Genomic DNA, 15,509 nt, shown 5'->3' with positions numbered 1-15,509 from the left:
CATCATGACTGCAGCGGGCGGACACTGTGCACCCCGCATTCTGGAACACCGCGTGAGCCCGTCCCTCCCCCCTCTGCACCGCTGGCAGGTGCTGCTGATGTCGGTCGCCACTGGCGTGGCCGTGGCCAGCAACTACTATGCGCAGCCGCTGCTGCACACCATCGCCGATGCCTTCGGCGTGCCGTTCGGCCAGGTCGGCATGGTGGTTACCGTGGCGCAGCTGAGCTATGCCGCCGGGCTGATCCTGCTGGTGCCGCTGGGTGACCTGTTCGAGCGCCGCCGGCTGATCGTGGTGATGAGCCTGCTGTCGGCCACTGGCCTGGTGATCAGTGCCTGTGCACCGTCGCTGGCCTGGCTGCTGGTGGGCACCGCGATCACTGGCCTGTTCTCGGTGGTGGCGCAGGTGCTGGTGCCGTTCGCGGCGACGCTGGCTTCGCCCGAACATCGCGGCCGCGTGGTCGGCACGCTGATGAGCGGCCTGCTGCTGGGCATCCTGCTGGCGCGCACCGTGGCCGGGCTGCTGTCGAGCCTTGGCGACTGGCGCCTGGTCTATGCGATCGCCGCCGGCACCCTGGTGCTGACCGCACTGGCGCTGCAACGTGGCCTGCCACGCTTCCACCACAGCGCCGGCCTCGGCTACTTCGCCCTGCTGCGCTCGATCGGTTCCCTGTTCGTGCAGGAGCCGGTGCTGCGCCATCGCACGCTGCTGGGTGCGTGCAGCTTCGCCATGTTCGCGATCTTCTGGACGCCACTGGCGTTCCTGCTCGCACAGCCACCGTACGCCTACAGCGACGCCACCATCGGCCTGTTCGGACTGGTCGGTGCCGCCGGCACGCTGGCCGCGGGCCTGGCCGGCCGCATGTCCGACCGTGGCCAGACCGGCCGTGCCACGGCCATCGCGCTGGTACTGTTGCTGCTGTCGTGGCTGCCACTGGGACTGTCGGCACACTCGCTGCTGGCACTGCTGGTCGGCGTGGTGGTGCTGGACCTGGCCGCGCAGCTGCTGCACGTCAGCAACCAGAACCTGATCTATGCGCTGCAACCGGCGGCGCGAAACCGCCTCAATGCCGGCTACATGACCGGCTACTTCATCGGCGGCTCGCTGGGTTCACTGCTGTCGGCGCAGGTCTACCAGCGCTTCGGCTGGACCGGCGTCTGCGTGGCCGGCGCCGCTGTTGCCGCACTGGCCCTGCTGCTGTGGTTGCCCGGCGCGCTGCGTGCGCGCCAGACCACGGCTGCCAACTAGAAGCTGCCCTGCAGCGCCAGCTCCCAACGCCCCCCGGCGTTGCCCGGGAACAGGCGCTTGGCCGCGTTGTCGGTGTCGTGCACGGTGGCCCGCAGCTCCCACGCCGGGGTCAGCGTGGCAATGGCACTGAGCTGGCCATGCAGGTAGTCCGGCCCCTGTGCGGTGGCCAACCAATACTGGCCCACCACCGCCTCCAGGCGGACGCGCTCGTGCAGCGGCACACGCACGCCGAACTGCGCATAGGTGCCGCGATGACCTCCGGCCAGCGCGTCACTGGAATGCGCGACCTGCAGCCAGGCGCGCTGCTTCCAGTTCAACGTGGTATTGAGTTCGGTCCAGTCCAGCGCGCGGCCGGTGCCCGGGTACACGTAGCGGGTCAGGTTGGCATCCAGCGTCCAGTCCGGTGCCAGTGCACCACTCCAACCGGCTACCAGGTCGAACTCGCTGCGCGCGCCGTTGTCCGGCTTGAACGATACGTTGGAGCCCCACGCGCTGGCGTACCAACCGGATGCGAGCGCCACTTTCGCGCCCGCCTGCACCGCCGGGTCGCCGTCGCTCTGCGAGCTGCCGCGCCACACGTAGTCGCTGGTCAATGCCGCACTGCCACTGACCTGCACCTGCGCCTGCGCGCTGCCGATACCCAGCATTCCTGCCAGCGCGGCCACCATCGCCGCCATCATCCCCTTGCTGTTCACTGCACTGTGTTCCTCGTCGAAGGCGGTCACGCCGCCGGGAACGCAGTGTCGAGGCGGTGGCCGTAACGGATCGAGGGTGCTGCCGGGCCCGTGGCGCAAATTCGGCGTAAATCCCGCGGACCGGGGCCACATGCCAGCAGCGCGGTATCATGGCGCCCTGTTTCCAGGAACCAACCGCGTGGACGCCATCCTGACTCCGGTATCGATCGGCGAGCTGATCGACAAGATCACCATTCTCGAGATCAAGGCCGAGCGCATCGACGATGCCGCCAAGCTGAGCAACGTGCGCACCGAGCTGGACGGCCTGCTTCCGTTGCTGCAGCTGCAGCTGCAGGCTCAGCCGGCGCTGGCCATGCTGAAGCAGCAGCTGAAGGCGATCAACGAGCGCATGTGGGACATCCAGGACCAGCTGCGCGACAAGGAAGCGGCCCAGGTGTTCGACGATGCCTTCATCCAGTTGGCGCGTGGTGTCTATGGCACCAATGGCGAGCGCGTGCAGGTGAAGAACGAGATCAACCGCGTGGCCGGTTCAGCGCTGGTGGAAGAGAAGCAGTACCAGGGCGAGTAACGCCGCCTCGATCAGCGTCGATCAGATGGCGGAAGCGGAACAGCTCGCCATCGTTGCGGATGCCCAGCTTGCGGTAAGCCGCTCGCTTCTGCGTGCTGATGGTGCTGGCTGTACGCCCACTGCGGTGTGCCATCTCGCCGGTGCTGCAGCCGCGCAGCACCCATTGCAGGACGGTGCGCTCGCGCGTACTCAACCGTGGTGGACGCACGGGCTGCTGGCGTTGCCGGCGGGACTGGTTCCACTGTGCACGCAGTTCCGGCGGCACGAAGCGCCCGCCACGGGCAACCACGCTCACTGCCCGCAGCAGCATCTGCGGCGCGCAGGCCTTGGACAGGAATCCGCGCGCACCGGCCTGCAGGGCCAAGGACACGACACCCGCGTTGCAGTGCGCGGACAACACCAGAATCGGCACTGCCGGCCAATGGCGTGATAGGTGCCGCAGCAGTTCCAGACCTTCCCCGCTGTCACCCATCGGCAAGGCGTCGACCAGCAGCAGATCGATCGCGGCCGCCTGCTGCTGCAGGCGCTGCAGCAGATCACCGCTGCGGCCGTAGCTTCCATCGACCTGCAGGCCCGCCTGCCGGGCCAGGACTTCCTGCACGCCATGCCGCAACAGCGGGTGCGGATCCAGCAGCAACAGGCGATAGGGAGAATCGCGGGGCGACGGAAACGTGGGCATGGTTGCATTCCTGCAGAACAGGCCACTCACCCTAGGGCGCAGCCGACGCCTGCGGAATCCAATTCGTTGCAATGCTGCCCTTCCGCCGCGACACGGTCAGGTAGCGTTTGCCCGGCCGGAAACGCAACAGGCCCGGCATGGGCCGGGCCTGTCGAGGCATCTTCGGCGCGCAGGCGCGCCGAGGAAGCAATTACCAGCTGAAGCGCGGGCCGACGGTGTATTCCTTGTCGCCGTCGCGGTTCATCTTCAGCTCGCCGTTCAGGCCCCAGTTCTGGTTCAGCTTGACCTGACCACCCAGGCGGCCGTACCACTGGCCTTCCGGATTGATGCCGTGCTTCTTCGAGAAATCTTCGTAACCGACCATGCCGTAGACCTCGGCATGGGCACCGAAGGCGGTGCGGATGCCGGCTTCGGCGCTGTAGCCGTTGAAGTCCAGGCCGTGCTTCTGGTCGCGCTTCTGGTAGGCAACGCGGGCAACGAAGTCGGTGGTCGGAGCGATTTCAACGTTGTAGCCGGCACCGATCTTCCACTGGTCCAGCTTGATGTTGGTGTTGTCGATTTCCTGGCGGCTGTAATCACCGAAGGCGTGGAAGTTCGGCAGGAAGCCGTACGAACCCTTCACGCCCCAGCCGTCGGCCTTGAACGCGTCGATGTCGGTCTTGGCGTAGTCGGCTTCGGCGTAGTTGTACGACAGGTTCTCAGCAGCCGAGGCGGTGAACGGCAGGGCAGCGGCCAGGGCCAGAGCAATCAGCGAATTCTTCATGGGGGTACACCTTTACTTTCTTATGGTGTGCAGCAGCGCCAGGGCGCCATCGCATCGGGAATGTAAATTCTCCGTTATTCGCCACAACGCTCCCTGAAAACAGCGGTCTTCGCATTGCTGAATTTTTTGCCTTGATTCAGGCTGTCTCTGGCATACGCGCGCGGCGCGCGTGCATTTGTGATGCGTCGTCGATTGCAACAGGAGGTTGCCTTGTACGTTTCCGATCCGCCGCTGGTGCCTGTTCGCGCCGCGCTCCTGGCATGCGCTGCCCTGTTTCCGACCCACGCTGCGCACGCACTGCAGGCCGCTGACTACCAGCGCGCCGAACGCGTGCATGACAGTCACCTTCGCGGTGCGCTGCGCAATGCTTCGGTGCTGCCCCACTGGCTGGCCGATGGGCGCTTCTGGTACGAACGCGAAACCACGCAGGGCCGGCGCCAGGCGGTACTGGTCGATCCAGTCCAGGCCACACGCCAGATCCTGTTCGAACCCGATGCGCTGGACGCTGCGGTTGCACCTCTCGGTGCCAGAGGACCACGCCTGCGCTTGAGCAGCGTGCAGGTACTGGATGAAGGCCTGCGCCTGCAGTTCAACGGCGAGGCGGCGATCAGCTGTCAATGGCCACGCCTGCAGTGCGTGCGTTCGCAGGATGCAGCGCCAGCGACCGATGCACTGCCATCGCCCGGCGGTGATGCCTGGCTGCAGGTACGCGATCACAACCTGTGGCTGCAGTCGCCCGGAATGGCAGCACGAGCGCTGACCAGCGGCGGTGAACCCAATCATGGCTTTGGCGTGCTGCCGGACTTCACCCTGCGCGGCATTCCACGCCGCCAGGGCCGGATGCCGACGCGGCCGTTCGCGGTCGGCTGGTCACCGGATGGCCGCTACGTGGCCGGCATCCGCTACGACGAACGCGCGCTGCAGGACTACCCCTATCTGGAAAGCAGCCCGGCCAACAGCGCGCGGCCGCGCGTGCATACGGTGAAGCTGGGGCTGCTGGGTGACACCCGGCAGGTGCGCGACAGCCTGTATGTGGTCGACACCCGCAACGGCCAGCAGCATGACATCGCCTTGCCGGAAGGCTGGAACACCCTCAGCGAAGCCGGCGTACTCGGCTGGGACGGCGACCGGTTGTATGCCGTGATCGCGCACTTCGGCGCACCGCGCAGGCTGCGCCTGGTGGAGATCGATGCCAACAGCGGCGCGTTGCGCACGGTTCTGGAAGAGGCCAGCGACACCCGCCTGCAGCTCAACGTGTATTCCTACAACCGGCCAGCGGTGGCCATCCTGCCCGGCCAGGACGCGGCTGTATGGTTCTCGCAGCGCGATGGCTGGGGCCACCTGTACCGGGTGCGCCTGTCCGACGGCAAAGTGCTGCGCCAGCTCACCGGCGGCCAATGGGCGGTGCGTGACCTGCTGGGCGTAGATGCGGCAGGTGGCTGGGCGTACTTCAGCGCCGGCGGCGTCCACGGTGGCGACCCCTACGTGCGCGGCCTGTACCGGGTATCGCTGCAGAGGGGACCGGTCCAGCGCCTGGCCGCCGATGGCAACGACCATCTGGCCGATGCCGGCACCGGCGCGTTGTTCGGCGGGCGCGCCCCCCAGGCGCTGTCGCCTGGCGGTGGCTATCTGGTGGATACCGTTTCCCGTCTCGACCAGCCACCACGCACCGTGCTGCGGGCCAGCGATGACGGCCGTGAAGTGATGGTGCTGGAAACAGCGGATGACGGTGCGATCATTGCTGCCGGTTGGCGCCCCCCACGGCGCGAACGGCTGCTGGCCGCCGATGGGCGAACGCCGATCTTCGCCACCGTCTACCTGCCCCGCGACTATCGCGACGACGGCCGCTTTCCGGTGATCGACGCGATGTACGGTGGCTCCTTCGTCAGCAATGCGCCGGTGACCTACGCCGAGGCGGTGTCCGCCTTGAATCCGGTGTCACGCGCCAGCCTGGCCGAACTGGGCTTCGTGGTGGTCAGCATCGACGCGCGCGGCACCGGTGGCCGCGACAAGGCGTTCCATGACAGCAGCTTCCTGCACGGGGCAGATGTGCAGCTGGATGACCATGTGGCTGCGCTGCGCCAGCTGGGCGAACGCTACCGGGGCATCGACCTGCAGCGGGTCGGCATCTACGGGCATTCGTTCGGTGGTTACAGTGCAGCGCGCGCCCTGCTGCGCTATCCGGCGTTCTACAAGGTGGGCGTGGCCTCGGCCGGCAGCCACAATTTCCAGGGCATGTACGGCGGTGCATTGCACGGCATGGACCGGCTGTTCGGTGGCGTGCTGCCACCAACACCCCTGGCCGATGGCGTGCCGGCGCCCTTTGCCGGACTCGACAATGCAGCGTTGGCCGGCAACCTGCGTGGGCATCTGATGCTGGTCTATGGCGAACTGGACGAGAACGCGCCGCCGGCGCTGACCCTGCAGCTGGCCGCCGCCCTGAACAAGGCCCAGCGCAGCTACGACCTGCTGTACCTGGCCCGGCAGGACCACGAACTGTTCCGCAACGACGCCACCTACACGCACCGCATGTGGGACTACTTCGTGCGCCACCTGGCCGGCCAGCAGCCACCGGAGACGGTGCTGGCGCCGCTGCCCGGTGGGCCGGGCTGAACAGGCGCACACAGGATGTCGATCCACGGCGCCCTGGTTCGTCGGGTACTTGAAGGCCGTGCATGCGGCACGGTCCATCCGGAGGCAGGCAATGAGCTACATCGATGGTTTCGTCCTGGCGGTGCCCACCGCCAACAAAGAGAAGTTCCTCGCCCATGCACGCACAGGGGATCCCGTTTTCATCGAGTACGGCGCGCTGCGCGTGGTCGAGTGCTGGGGTGACGACGTACCGCACGGCAAAACCACCGACTTCTTCGGCGCGGTGAAAGCCACGCCAGATGAGACGGTCGTGTTTTCCTGGATCGAATGGCCGGACAAGCCGACCCGCGACGCCGGCATGAAGAAGATGATGGAGGACCCGCGGATGGATCCGGCGAAGAACCCGATGCCGTTCGACGGTGCGCGGATGATCTACGGCGGCTTCGTACCGATCTACGAACTTACGCGCTGAATCCGGAGCGCGTGCTCAGCGCGCGTCCACTTCATCGCTGGCAGAGGCATGGCCGGCGCCCAGTGCGGCGCCGGCGCCAAGACCCACGCCCCCCATGCCGGCGCCCATCCCGCCCCCGCCACCACCGCCGCCTCCAGTGCGGCCCCCCTTGGCGTCACCCTCGGCGCGGCCCTTGCCACTGGCACCGCCCGGGCGGGTCGGGCCCTGCGGTGGAATCTGCAGATCGGCCGGGATCGGCGCCAGGTCCAGCGCTTCGCGCACGAAATCGCGCAGTGAAACCACCAGATCGTGGGTGTGCACCGGTCGTCCCTGCGCCAGTTCGTTGGCCGCACGCGCGGCCAGCCGTACCTGTTCGTCGGTGCCCAGCAACAGGATGTCCGACAGCGCCGCTTCAACGGCGTCGCGGATGCGGCGCGCGCGATCCGAGCGGGGTTCGGCGATGCCTTCGGCATCTTGGCGTTGGCGCAGGTCGCGGCGATGGCTGGGATCCACACCCAGTTCGCCAGTGAACGACCCGCCCAGGGTCTTGTAGGCCGCCATCAGCGTGCGCAGCCGCTCATTGATCTGCCGGTTCTCGCGCTCGCGGCGCTGCTGCAGGGTCTGCATCACCAGCAGGCGGATGCCCACGCCCAGCAGGGTGATCAGGACCAGGCCGGCCAACGTGGACAGCACGCCCTGCCAGGAACTGAAGTCGATACCGCGCATGCCCGGGGCTCCGGCGGGAAGAACCTGCATCTTGCCCCATACCGTGTCCCAGAAACGCGAAAGGCCCCACCACCCGGTGGGTGGCAGGGCCTTCGGTACCCGCGCGATTACTTGCGCTTGGCGACCTTGCGCACGGCCTTCTTGGCCGGAGCCTTCTTCGCCGGAGCCTTCTTGGCAGCGACCTTCTTCAGCGGCGCAGCCTTCTTGGCAACAGTCTTGCGGGTGGCGGCAACCTTCTTGCCAACCGCCTTCTTGGCGACGGCAGCCTTCTTGCCGACGGCCTTCTTGGCAACGGCGGTCTTCTTGCCGACGACCTTCTTGGCGACAGCGGCCTTCTTGCCGACGACCTTCTTGGCAGCAGCAGTCTTCTTGGTGGCGACCTTCTTGGCGACAGCAGCCTTCTTGCCGACAACCTTCTTGGCAGCCACGACCTTCTTGCCGGCGACCTTCTTGGCGGCGACGGTCTTCTTGGCCACAGCCTTCTTGGCGGTAGCGACCTTCTTGCCGACAACCTTCTTGCCGACAACCTTCTTGGCGGCTGCGGCCTTCTTGGCAACGGTCTTCTTCGCGACGGCGGCCTTCTTGGTGGCAGCCTTCTTCACGGTGGCGACCTTCTTGCCAGCAGCCTTGGTGGCAGCCTTGGTGGTCTTCTTGGCAGCGGCGGCCTTCTTGGTCACAGCCTTGCCTGCAGCCGCCTTCTTCTTGGCCACTTCCTTCTTCAGGGCAGCGGCTTCGGCCTTGGCGTTCTTCTTGGCGGCTTCCAGCTTCTTCTTGGCGTTGGCAACGGTCTTGCCGACCGACTTGGCAGCCTTCTCGGCCTTCTTGGCAACGGTCTTCTCGACCTTGGCCACAGCCTTCTTGGCCTTGGCAACGCGGGTACCGGCAGCCTTGGTGGCGCGCTTGACGGTCTTCTTGACCGACTTCACGGCGTCTTCGGCGGCGTGGGCGATGGTCTCGCCGACGTTGGTGGCGGTTTCTTTGACGTTCTCGACGGCGTCGGTCACGACCGACACACCATTACCGTTGCTCATGTTGCCCTCCTGGGGGCCTTAAGTATCAAAACGGGGCGATGCTATACCGACATTGACGATCGTGGAACGGGGCATGCGCCAGCAATCGCATCTGCTGCGACGCCGATGGTGTAGCCCACCACCCTTGGCGGCGATGCATGTGTGCAGGAAACCCCTTCTTTTCAGGACTGCGCCGCGCTGGCGAGGCTGCGGCGGACGTTCGCTGCACGTGCCTGCTCGAATGCAGGCGAAGGTGTGCGTCATGGCGCATCGCGGCACCCGGTTGCGCGGAACTGCGCAAGTATCGGCCTGTATCCGCAGCGCATCCGACGGAGAACGAACGTGTACGCAGCACCTCCGCGGATGACGCCACCAGCCCGAAGCGGGCGACAGTGACCCCGCTTTCCGGCGCCCCGTTTTCATGGCGCATTTATCCAGATCGCGACACACTCATTCAGCTTGTTTTACCGTAGGGCCGAACCGCCCCCACCCACGCCAGCGAACCGACTCCCATGCGACCGCTTCCCACCCTGCTCACGCTCGCAATCGCCGCCGCCTTCGGTGGCTTTGTTGCCACCGGCCTCAATGCGCACCTGGACAACCGTGCCGATGCCGCGCCGCTGCCGGCGGTGCTGCCCACCGCCGCCGCGTTGCCAGCTTCGGTAGCCGGGCAGGCGGTGCCGTCACTGGCGCCGATGCTGGAGAAGGCGATGCCGGCAGTGGTCAGCGTCAACACCAAGCAGGTGGTGCGGGTGCGCAACCCCTTCTTCAACGACCCGTTCTTCCGCCGCCTGTTCCCGGACATCCCGCAGGAGCGCATCAACGAATCGCTCGGCTCGGGCGTGATCATCGATGCCAAGGAAGGCCTGGTACTGACCAACCACCATGTCATCGACAATGCCGATGACGTGCAGGTGACACTGGCCGACGGGCGCACGGTCAAGGCCGAGTTCCTCGGCTCGGACCGCGATACGGACATCGCGTTGATCCGCATTCCGGCGCAGAACCTGACCGACATCAAGCTTGGCAACAGCGACCAGCTGCGCGTGGGCGACTTCGTGGTGGCCATCGGCAACCCGTTCGGTTTCAGCCAGACGGTCACCTCCGGCATCGTCTCGGCGGTGGGCCGCAGCGGCATCCGCGGGCTGGGCTACCAGAACTTCATCCAGACCGATGCGTCGATCAACCCGGGCAATTCCGGTGGCGCACTGGTCGACCTGCAGGGCCAGCTGGTTGGCATCAACACCGCCAGTTTCAACCCGCAGGGCAGCATGGCCGGCAACATCGGCCTGGGCCTGGCGATCCCCTCCAACCTGGCGCGCAGCGTGGTCGACCAGCTTGTCAAGCACGGCGTGGTGGTGCGCGGCACGCTGGGCGTGGAGAGCCAGAACCTGACCGCACAGATCGCGCAGGGCCTGGGCCTGGGCGAAACCCGCGGCGCACTGGTCACCCGCGTGCTGGCCGGATCGGCTGCGGCCGCTGCGGGCCTGAAACCGGGCGATGTGGTGGTGTCGGCCAACGGCCAGCGCGTGGACAGCGCCGAAGCGCTGCACAACGTGGAAGGCCTGGCCACAGTGGGCAGCCCGCTGACGCTGGACGTGCGTCGCGAAGGCAAGCCGCTGCAGATCAAGGCGATATTGAAGGAACAGGCACGCGCGGTCACCGGCGACAGCCTGGACCCGCGCCTGGGCGGTGCCACCTTCGTCGATCTGCCCGAATCGCTGCGCCAGTCCGGCGCTGGCGGCGTCCTGGTCAGCGAGGTCAAGCGCGGCAGCCGCGCCGCCAGCAACGGGCTGCAGCAGGGCGACATCATCACTGATGCAACAGTAGGTGAATTCGCTGACCTGGCCAGCTGGCGCGCCAATTTCCAGCAGCGCCCACCCACCCTGGTGCTGCGCGTGCTGCGTAACAATGGCCAGCAGCAGGGCCAGCTCGTGATGCGCTGATCGCCCAGCCGTAACACCCCCTATACCCGGGCAATGCTATTGCTGTCAGTCCAGGTCGGCACCGCCGTCCCCCGTTCCCCCATCGCAACAGGAGTGATTCGATGAGCCCCACCAATACCGAGAACCTGAAGGACCACCTGGGTGAAGCCGGTTCCCACCTGAAGCAGGCCGCCAGCGCTGCCGGCGGTGCGATCAAGGGCGCAACCGGTGCAGCAACCGACGAACTGCGCATCGGCAAGGCCAACGTCAAGGCGGAGTTGTCCGACAGCGCGCTGTCCGGCCTGGCCGCCGCCGAATTCGGTGGAGCTGCGGCCAAGGAACAGGTCGACGCACTGATGGACAAGGGCAAGGACCTGATCGACAGCGCCGCTGAACTGATCCGCGAACGTCCGCTGGCTTCGTTCGGCGTCGCCTTCGCAGCTGGCTGGATCATTGCCAAGCTGGCCCGCGGCAGCAGCGACAAGTAAGCCGCAGCGTGAGCGAAGAGAACGCGCAAGCGCCTGATCCGGCGGCGACCCCGCCGCTGGATGAGAGCATCCGCCAGGTCGGCGCGGCCGGTCGTGCCGCCGCCGATTCTGCCAAGCACACGGTACGCTCCCTGCGCCGGCTGGCTTCGGCCGACTTCGCGCTGGCGCGTAGTGCATTCGGTCGCGCGCTGGCCTGGGCCGGCGTGGCGATCGTGTTTGGAGCCTCGGCCTGGCTGCTGATGGCCGCCACGCTGATCGCCCTGCTGCAGAGCTGGGGCCTGAGCTGGCTGCAGGCCCTGTTGATCACCTCGCTGCTGAGCTTGGCCGTTACCGGCTATGCGATCTGGCGGGTGTCCTACTTCTTCCACCACACCGGCATGCACGCCACCCGGCGCCAGCTGTCGCGCCTGGGCCTGTTCGATGAGCCCAGCGAGGATGACCCTGATGCCGGGGTGCAGCTGCCGGAGGGCAAGCCATGAAGTTCGGCGCGCTGCAGCGGCGGGTAAAGCGCTGCGAACAGGTGGTGACCGTGCGCATGGGTGAGACCCAGGACCACTGGGGCACGCTCAGCCAGGTCTGGCGCCAGGGCTGGTCGCCGCTGCGCATCATCGTGGTGGGCCTGGCCGGTGGCTTCATCGCCGGCAAGCTGGAAGTGCCAGGCAGGGTCAACGGCGCACGCTGGCTGCAGATGGTGGGGTCGGTGTCGAACCTGTTCGCCAGCGCGCAGGCAGCATTCGCTACCGCGATGGCAGCGCAGGCCGCGGCCACCGCCGACGATGCGGCTGAAGAAGCCGACGATGCCAGCGAACATGCACAGGCGGCGGCCTCCGCTGCCGAGGCACGTCCGGCACCGGCACCACGCTCCGTGCCGGAGCCAGTACCGGAACCAGACCCGCGCGGACCCCGTCCGGCCGAAGCGGCCACCGAACTGTCCGAACGTTGATCCATGGAATCCGCCGCGCCGATCGCGGCCGGCGGATAATGCGCTCCCCATTCCGGTTGATGCGTCGATGAGCGAGTCCCTCCTGTCCCCATCACCGGCTGGCCCGGAAGCGCCCGAGGCGCCACTGCCGCCACCATCGCGCCCGCGCGGGCCGATGTCGCTGGTGGTGCTGGCCGCGCTGGCGGTGGGCTACACGCTGTGGGCCGCACAGGACATCATCCTGCCGGTGTTGCTGGCGATGTTCTTCGCACTGGTCGGCAACCCGATCCTGCGCCTGCTGCAGAAGCTGTGGATCCCACGTGCACTGGGCGCGTTGCTGATCCTCGGTGCCGGCCTGGGCGTGACCGGTTCGCTGGCCGTGCAGCTGATCGGCCCGGCGATGGAATGGGCGCAGGAAGCACCACAGCAGCTGCGCAAGGTGGCCCGGCAGGTGCAGGACCTGACCAAGCCGGTGCAGCAGGCCAACCAGGCCGCGGAGAACTTCGCCCGCGTCGCCGGCGGTGACAGCAACCGCAAGGTGCAGGTGATCCGCACCCAGCTGGACGACCCCTACCGCATGCTGACCCGCGCGCCACGGCTGGCCGCTTCGGTGCTGGCGGTGGTGCTGCTGACCCTGTTCTTCATGATCTACGGGCAGAGCCTGCAGCGCGCGGCGATCGCGTTGTTCCCGAACCGCCAGCAGCAACGCTTCACCAGCGACATCCTGCGGTCGATCGAGCGCGAGGTGTCGCGCTACGTGCTGACCATCAGCGTGATCAACACCCTGGTCGGACTGGTGTTCGCCGGGGTACTGATGCTGCTGGGCATCAGCCTGCAGGAAGCCCTGCTGTGGGGCACGGTGGCCGCGCTGCTGAATTTCGCACCTTACGTGGGCCCGTTGATCGGCGTGGCGCTGATGCTGTTGATGGGCTTCGTCGAGTTCCGCGACCCGCTGCAGGCCCTGTTGCCGGCCGCGGCCTACCTGGGCCTGCACACCCTGGAGGGACAGATGGTGACCCCGATCGTACTGGGGCGGCGCATGAAGCTGTCGCCGCTGGTGCTGATCCTGGCGCTGATGCTGTTCGGCTGGGCCTGGGGCATGATCGGCCTGCTGCTGGCAGTACCGCTGCTGGTCTGCATCAAGCTGGTGCTGGCACGGCTGGACGGCATGCAGGGATGGGCGCGCCTGCTGGAATGAAAGCCCGCGCGGGCAGGGGTAGAATGGCGGGGTGAAATTCCCCGTCCTTGCCATCACCCTCGACCTCGACGACACGCTCTGGCCGTTCGCCCCGATCGGCGCCCGCATCGACCTGGTCCTGCACGAGTGGATGCGTGAACACAGCCCTGCCACTGCCGCGATGTATCCGCTGGCGGCGATGCGCGAACTGCGCGAGCGCTCGTTCCGAGACAATCCACACCTTCACCATGACCTGAGCGCGCTGCGCCGGCTGACGCTGCAGGAGGCCCTGCAGAACAGCGGCGCCAGCCTGGAATTGCTCGAACCGGCCTACGAGGCGTTCTACGCCGCGCGCAACCAGGTCGAGTGCTATCCCGACGCGATCGATGCGCTGGCGCGGATTGCCGCGCGGGTCCCGGTGGCAGCGCTGAGCAACGGCAATGCCGATCTGGAGCGGATCGGCCTGGCCCATCATTTCGCCTTCCAGCTGGGTGCGCGCGAACACGGCGCGGCCAAGCCCGAGGCAAGCATCTTCCACGCCGCCTGCACCCGCCTGGGTGTGGCGCCGGCACAGGTGCTGCATGTCGGCGACCACGCCGAGATGGACGTGGCCGGGGCGATCGCCGCCGGCCTGCGCGGCTGCTGGATCAACCGCGAAGCCGCGACCTGGACCCATCCGCAATTGCAGCCGGACCTGCAGTTCGACACCCTCACCGGCCTGGCCGACTGGTTGGATGACAACCTCGATGCCGCCGCACCCCGGAGTACCTGACGCATGAGCGAGATCACTGGTTTCACTGCCGACACCGCCGCAGCACTGCCGCTGCATGTGCTGGGCCGCGAGCAGTTCGCGGCCTGGAAGGACGGCCAGCCGGCCGCCACCCAGGCCTGGCTGGCATCGCAGGGCTTCAATGCCGGCGCACACAGCGTGGCCCTGCTGCCGGGCGCCGACGGCCTGGCCGGTGCGGTGATCGGTGTTGGTGATCGCGCCGACGCCTACAGCTATGCGCATGCCCCGCATGCCCTGCCGGAAGGCAGCGTGTGGCAGCTGGCAACTGAGCTGCCGGCCGAAGAGCAGGCGCTGCTGCAGCTGGGCTGGGGCCTGGGCAGCTATCGCTTCGACCGCTACCGCAAGCGCAACCGCGCTCCGGCGCAACTGGTGGCTGCACCGTCCGGTGAAGTGGCCGATCTGATCGCCGCCAGCCTGCGCGTGCGTGACTGGGTCAACACCCCGACCGAGGACATGGGCCCGCAGCAGCTGGAAGACGCAGCGCGCGCCCTGGCTCAGGCACATGGCGCGCAGGTCGAGGCGATCACCGGCGATGAACTGCTGAAGCAGAACTTCCCGGCCATCCATGCCGTCGGCCGCGCCTCGCACCGCGCACCGCGCATGGTGGTGCTGCGCTGGGGCAAGGAAACCGATCCTGCACTGGTGCTGGTCGGCAAGGGCGTGTGCTTCGATACCGGCGGCCTGGACATCAAGCCGGCCGACGGCATGCGCAACATGAAGAAGGACATGGGCGGTGCTGCACACGCACTGGCCCTGGCCGGCCTGGTCATGGCTCGCGGGCTTCCGGTGCGCCTGACACTGCTGGTGCCGGCGGTGGAGAATGCGATCGGCCCGGATGCGTTCCGCCCGGGCGAAGTGATCGCCACCCGCAAGGGCCTGAGCGTGGAGATCGACAACACCGACGCCGAAGGCCGCGTGATCCTGTGCGACGCGTTGACCTTCGCCAGCGAACAGAAGCCGGACCTGGTGCTGGATTTCGCCACCCTTACCGGCGCTGCGCGCATCGCGCTCGGTCCCGACCTGCCGGCACTGTTCAGCAATGACGACGCGGTCGCCCAGCAATGGCTGCAGGCCGGTGACGCGACCCGCGACCCGGTCTGGCGCATGCCGTTGTGGCGCCCGTACCTGCGCTACCTGAGCAGCGGCATCGCCGACCTGGCCAACGCCGGTTCGCGCATGGCCGGCTCGGTCACCGCCGCGCTGTACCTGGAACGCTTCCTGGAAGACGGCCAGCGCTGGGCGCATCTGGACGTGTATGCCTGGAACGACGGCGAACGCCCGGGCCGTCCGGCCGGTGGTGAAGCACTGGCGCTGCGTTCGGCGTGGGCGATGCTGAAAGCGCGTTACAGCTGATCGGGTGGGTGCCGACCTTGGTCGGCACGCCGTCCCCGGAAAACTTGACGAAAAATTGAATACCGGGCCTGGAAGGGTTCTGCGAGGATGTGTGGGTCGACCACCCACACGCTCCGTGAAGGCA

General features: G+C 67.3%; 16 protein-coding genes. 11 read left to right on the top strand and 5 right to left on the bottom strand.

The genetic code is table 11. From position 1 onward, the window contains the following. The first annotated feature begins 97 nt into the window (after positions 1-97). Positions 98-1,246 (top strand): MFS transporter, encoded by a 1,149-nt coding sequence (locus tag AC3ITW_RS01415; RefSeq protein ID WP_332250438.1) that lies wholly within the window; start codon positions 98-100, stop codon positions 1,244-1,246. On the opposite strand, the gene AC3ITW_RS01410 is transcribed toward AC3ITW_RS01415, so the two are convergent. Then, the gene (locus AC3ITW_RS01410; protein WP_012509805.1) at positions 1,243-1,941 is read right to left on the bottom strand and encodes a TorF family putative porin; all 699 of its coding nucleotides are present in this window, start codon (positions 1,939-1,941) and stop codon (positions 1,243-1,245) included. The genes AC3ITW_RS01415 and AC3ITW_RS01410 overlap by 4 nt on opposite strands. A 178-nt stretch (positions 1,942-2,119) precedes the next feature. Between AC3ITW_RS01410 and AC3ITW_RS01405 the strand changes: the two genes are divergently transcribed. After that, positions 2,120-2,509: a DUF6165 family protein gene (locus AC3ITW_RS01405; protein ID WP_012509804.1), complete on the top strand. Its 390-nt coding sequence runs from the start codon at positions 2,120-2,122 to the stop codon at positions 2,507-2,509. Here the strand turns inward: AC3ITW_RS01405 and AC3ITW_RS01400 are convergent. After that, a complete protein-coding gene (locus AC3ITW_RS01400; RefSeq protein ID WP_004137916.1) occupies positions 2,454-3,188 on the bottom strand; it encodes a response regulator transcription factor in 735 nt (244 codons plus the stop codon). The two genes, AC3ITW_RS01405 and AC3ITW_RS01400, sit on opposite strands and share 56 nt — an antisense overlap. A gap of 190 nt (positions 3,189-3,378) precedes the next feature. Then, positions 3,379-3,951, bottom strand: coding sequence for an OmpO family porin (locus AC3ITW_RS01395; protein ID WP_012509803.1), 573 nt, complete (start codon positions 3,949-3,951; stop codon positions 3,379-3,381). Between the two features lie 210 nt (positions 3,952-4,161). On the opposite strand from AC3ITW_RS01395, the gene AC3ITW_RS01390 reads away from it, so the two are divergent. Continuing rightward, complete coding sequence (locus tag AC3ITW_RS01390) at positions 4,162-6,564, top strand: S9 family peptidase (protein WP_489389979.1); 2,403 nt, start codon at positions 4,162-4,164, stop codon at positions 6,562-6,564. A 91-nt stretch (positions 6,565-6,655) separates the two neighbouring features. Beyond that, positions 6,656-7,015, top strand: a complete 360-nt coding sequence (locus tag AC3ITW_RS01385; RefSeq protein WP_489389978.1) for a DUF1428 domain-containing protein — start codon at positions 6,656-6,658, stop codon at positions 7,013-7,015. A gap of 15 nt (positions 7,016-7,030) precedes the next feature. On the opposite strand, the gene AC3ITW_RS01380 is transcribed toward AC3ITW_RS01385, so the two are convergent. Both AC3ITW_RS01380 and AC3ITW_RS01375 read right to left on the bottom strand, forming a co-directional pair. After that, the gene (locus AC3ITW_RS01380; RefSeq protein WP_012509802.1) at positions 7,031-7,720 is read right to left on the bottom strand and encodes a hypothetical protein; all 690 of its coding nucleotides are present in this window, start codon (positions 7,718-7,720) and stop codon (positions 7,031-7,033) included. A 107-nt stretch (positions 7,721-7,827) separates the two neighbouring features. Then, a complete protein-coding gene (locus tag AC3ITW_RS01375) occupies positions 7,828-8,751 on the bottom strand; it encodes a histone (RefSeq protein WP_489389977.1) in 924 nt (307 codons plus the stop codon). A gap of 491 nt (positions 8,752-9,242) precedes the next feature. On the opposite strand from AC3ITW_RS01375, the gene AC3ITW_RS01370 reads away from it, so the two are divergent. The 7 genes from AC3ITW_RS01370 to AC3ITW_RS01340 all read left to right on the top strand — a co-directional run bounded on the left by AC3ITW_RS01370 (position 9,243) and on the right by AC3ITW_RS01340 (position 15,385). Next, positions 9,243-10,676: a Do family serine endopeptidase gene (locus AC3ITW_RS01370; protein ID WP_012509800.1), complete on the top strand. Its 1,434-nt coding sequence runs from the start codon at positions 9,243-9,245 to the stop codon at positions 10,674-10,676. Positions 10,677-10,777: 101 nt separating this feature from the next. Continuing rightward, positions 10,778-11,143: a hypothetical protein gene (locus AC3ITW_RS01365; protein WP_004137828.1), complete on the top strand. Its 366-nt coding sequence runs from the start codon at positions 10,778-10,780 to the stop codon at positions 11,141-11,143. Positions 11,144-11,151: 8 nt separating this feature from the next. Continuing rightward, positions 11,152-11,622, top strand: a complete 471-nt coding sequence (locus tag AC3ITW_RS01360) for a phage holin family protein (RefSeq protein ID WP_004137827.1) — start codon at positions 11,152-11,154, stop codon at positions 11,620-11,622. After that, complete coding sequence (locus AC3ITW_RS01355; protein ID WP_012509799.1) at positions 11,619-12,086, top strand: hypothetical protein; 468 nt, start codon at positions 11,619-11,621, stop codon at positions 12,084-12,086. The genes AC3ITW_RS01360 and AC3ITW_RS01355 overlap by 4 nt, the downstream gene beginning before the upstream one ends. A 67-nt stretch (positions 12,087-12,153) precedes the next feature. Then, positions 12,154-13,263: an AI-2E family transporter gene (locus AC3ITW_RS01350; RefSeq protein ID WP_012509798.1), complete on the top strand. Its 1,110-nt coding sequence runs from the start codon at positions 12,154-12,156 to the stop codon at positions 13,261-13,263. 31 nt (positions 13,264-13,294) lie between these two features. Then, positions 13,295-14,014 (top strand): HAD family hydrolase, encoded by a 720-nt coding sequence (locus AC3ITW_RS01345; protein ID WP_004137824.1) that lies wholly within the window; start codon positions 13,295-13,297, stop codon positions 14,012-14,014. 3 nt (positions 14,015-14,017) lie between these two features. Then, entirely contained in the window at positions 14,018-15,385 is a 1,368-nt protein-coding gene (locus AC3ITW_RS01340; protein WP_004137823.1) for a leucyl aminopeptidase family protein, read from the top strand. The last annotated feature ends 124 nt before the right edge of the window (positions 15,386-15,509 follow it).

Source organism: Stenotrophomonas sp. KH_052 (genome assembly GCF_057838755.1).
The sequence above is the reverse complement of the archived record's forward strand: the minus strand, read 5'-3'. Positions and strand labels throughout refer to the sequence as shown.